This is a genomic window from Polynucleobacter nymphae, from assembly GCF_018882155.1.
Classification (GTDB): Bacteria; Pseudomonadota; Gammaproteobacteria; order Burkholderiales; family Burkholderiaceae; genus Polynucleobacter; species Polynucleobacter nymphae.
Genome location: NZ_JACVPA010000006.1, coordinates 1 through 2,946 on the forward strand (window position 1 = coordinate 1; position 2,946 = coordinate 2,946).

Consider the following 2,946-nt stretch of genomic DNA (forward strand, 5'->3'; position numbering starts at 1 on the left):
TCAATCTTTATGGCGCTACAACCACCATTACAAATGCAGTGACGTTTAGTACTTCTGGAGCGCTTTACCTCGGCAACGAAAGTACCGATACCTTAACCTTCACCAATGGTCTGATTGCGACAGCGCCTTCTGCTATCTCTCTAGGCGGAACCATCAATACGAATAGTGCTGCAGTTTTGTTAGGCGCAAGTGATAAGACTGTAACTTTGGTCGTTAATTCTGTAATCAATACTTATGCCAATAATGCTGCTGGTGCAAATATTACAATCAATGGACCTGTACAAGGCACCAATGTTGGCTTAGAAGATTTAACTCTAAAAGCTAAGGGCGGCACCATCACCATTACAGGTTCTGTTGGATCATCTAAGCGTGTCGGTACTTTGACTTTAGGCGATGCTAATCAAACTGCCGCTATCGTTGTTAACGGAACCATTGATGCGCAAGCGTTAACAGTTGGCCAGAATTCTGGAAGTAATGCTTTTGGTATCACTCTATACAATATGGGTACTAGTCTAGCTGCTGCAGCTGGTACAACTAATGTTACAAACGCCGCCACCTTCTATAACACTGGTGCTATACAGCTAGGTGACTATGCTCTCGACATATTTAATTTCCTTGGCGGTCTGTCGATTGCTAGCTCGTCTGGCGTCACCATTAAAGCGCAGAGCTTAAATGCAACCGCAAGCCCGATTTATATCAATGTTCCCACTCGTTTTAGTTATAGTACTAGCCTGAGTCCGACTACCGGCCGCATTACTCTAGGCGCAGCCACACTAGATGACGGAGTTACTTTAGTTCTTGGCGCTGGCGCTGTAACGCCGATGACATTAAGCTCAATTTCTGGAACAGCGGGTAATGCAAAGTCGAATATTACCTTCAATACAACTGGTGCCATTACGGTCTCCGGTGCAATTGGCACTGATATCGGGACTTTCACCATCACCAATTCTGGTGGAATCGCCTTTAATGGCACAGTGGGTGCTAGCGGTGACCGTATCACCACTGTTTCAATTGCAAATGGATCTGGAACGATCTCATTTAATGATAATTTATACGCTGGCTCTCTGAGTAATACTGCTGGAACCACCGATATTAAGTTTTATGGCTCCACTACTGATGTCACTAGTGCTGTTACCTTAAGCACTACCGGTGATGTGTACTTTGGCGACGCAAGCTCTGACGTGTTGACATTCTCACGAGGTATCACTCACTCAACTGGTAATAATATTCTTTTGGGAACCTTCACTGCAGGTAATCCAACTCAGTGCGTAAGCGGTGTTGATTGCTCATTTAATATGGGCGGAACTACTAGCTTCTTAAGCTCTACTAGTACTTTTGATTTTGGAACTTCATCGATGACCTTAAATAACGTCATCTTAGGTGATGGCGTAACTTTGTACTTGGGTGGCGGTCACTCGGGTGCAATTACCGTAGCCTCAATTTCAGGTACGCTAGGCGGAGCTAAATCGAATGTAGTGATTAACAATACTGGCACCGTCAGCATTACTGGAGCCATTGGAACAGATATTGGCAGTCTGACTCTCACCAATAGTGGTGGCGCTACCTTCGGATCTACAGTAGATGCCAATACTAGTGTGGTGATTAGCGCTACCACTGGAACGGTGACATTTAATGGTGCCTTAACTACACCAACTTTGTCAGTTGCGACTGGCGTTTATAACCTTGGTTTGAACGCTACCGGTACTGCAGTGACTGATGGAGTCACTTTTAGTAATACCGGTACCTTGGCATTGGGATCCTTGGGCGGTACACAGACCTATACCGGTGGCATCACTGCTATTGCGCCTTCTGCTAGCACATTGAAAGGCACTATTAATACAACTGACAATGCCATGTCCTTTGGCCCAGTGACATTAGGTTCAGCTACTGTTCTCAAAACGAATGCAAGTACCAGCACTTCCGGAATTACATTAGGCGCAGTTACTGGATCTTTATACAACTTAACCCTCAGTACAGGAAGCACATCAGCAGGCGCTAGCGTCACAGGTACATCATTCTCCGGCACAGGGACTTTAGCCTTTGAAAACATTGGTGGTACAGCACGATTTACAGGCGGCATTACTGCAAGTAGCCTTACAGTCGCATCTACTGTCAACAATGTCGCCTTAGTTGGCTCGACTGGCAGCATTACCAATGCAGTAACATTTGCTAATACGGGTTCCTTAACTTTGGGCGCAAGCGGTGGATCACAAACATACACTGGCGGTATCACTGCTACTGCACCAAGTGGTATTACATTGGCCGGTACTTATATCCTTGGTGCTAGCAGCTACATTGGCGATGCAGATACCGCAATTACTTTGGCTGCTCCAACTATATTGAGCGTGTCTACCAGCGGCACTTTAAGTGTTGATGGCAATGTGGTCGCTACCAACATTGCATTGACAATCACTGGCGCTGGCAATACTACAATTTCTACTCCTATTGAAATCGGCAGTGGCGCACTCACTAAATCTAGTACTGGATCATTGACTCTTTCGGCAAGTAGTGGTTTTAGCGGCACCACTTTAATTAACGGTGGCACGCTGTCCTTAACGGGCAGTGGCACGATTGCTAGCTCTAGTAAGTTAACGAACAACGCCATCTTTGATATCAGTGGTACGACTAGTGGCGCTTCAATCATCAGCCTAGCCGGTAATAGCGCTGGCTCAGTCGTCTTAGGTAGCAAGACCTTAACAATCACCAGTGCAGCTGATACCTTTGCGGGTGTGATTAGCGGTAACACTGGTAGTGGTGGCAACCTGATCCTCTTTGGCGGTACCCAGTTACTGACGGGTAACAATACTTATACCGGTACTACCACCATCAACAGTGGCGCTACCTTGCAAATCGGTAACGCGACTACTACCGGTAGCTTAGGTTCTGGCGCAGTGACGAATAACGGTAGCTTGATCTTCAATCGCTCTAACGACATCACGATTGCTA

Annotated in this window: 1 protein-coding gene; it reads left to right on the plus strand. The window is 46.2% G+C overall.

Annotation, left to right across the window (positions count from 1 at the left end; translation table 11 throughout):
- The coding region (locus ICN29_RS10575) for a beta strand repeat-containing protein (RefSeq protein WP_369411672.1) at positions 1 to 2,946 on the plus strand (2,946 nt) is incomplete at both ends.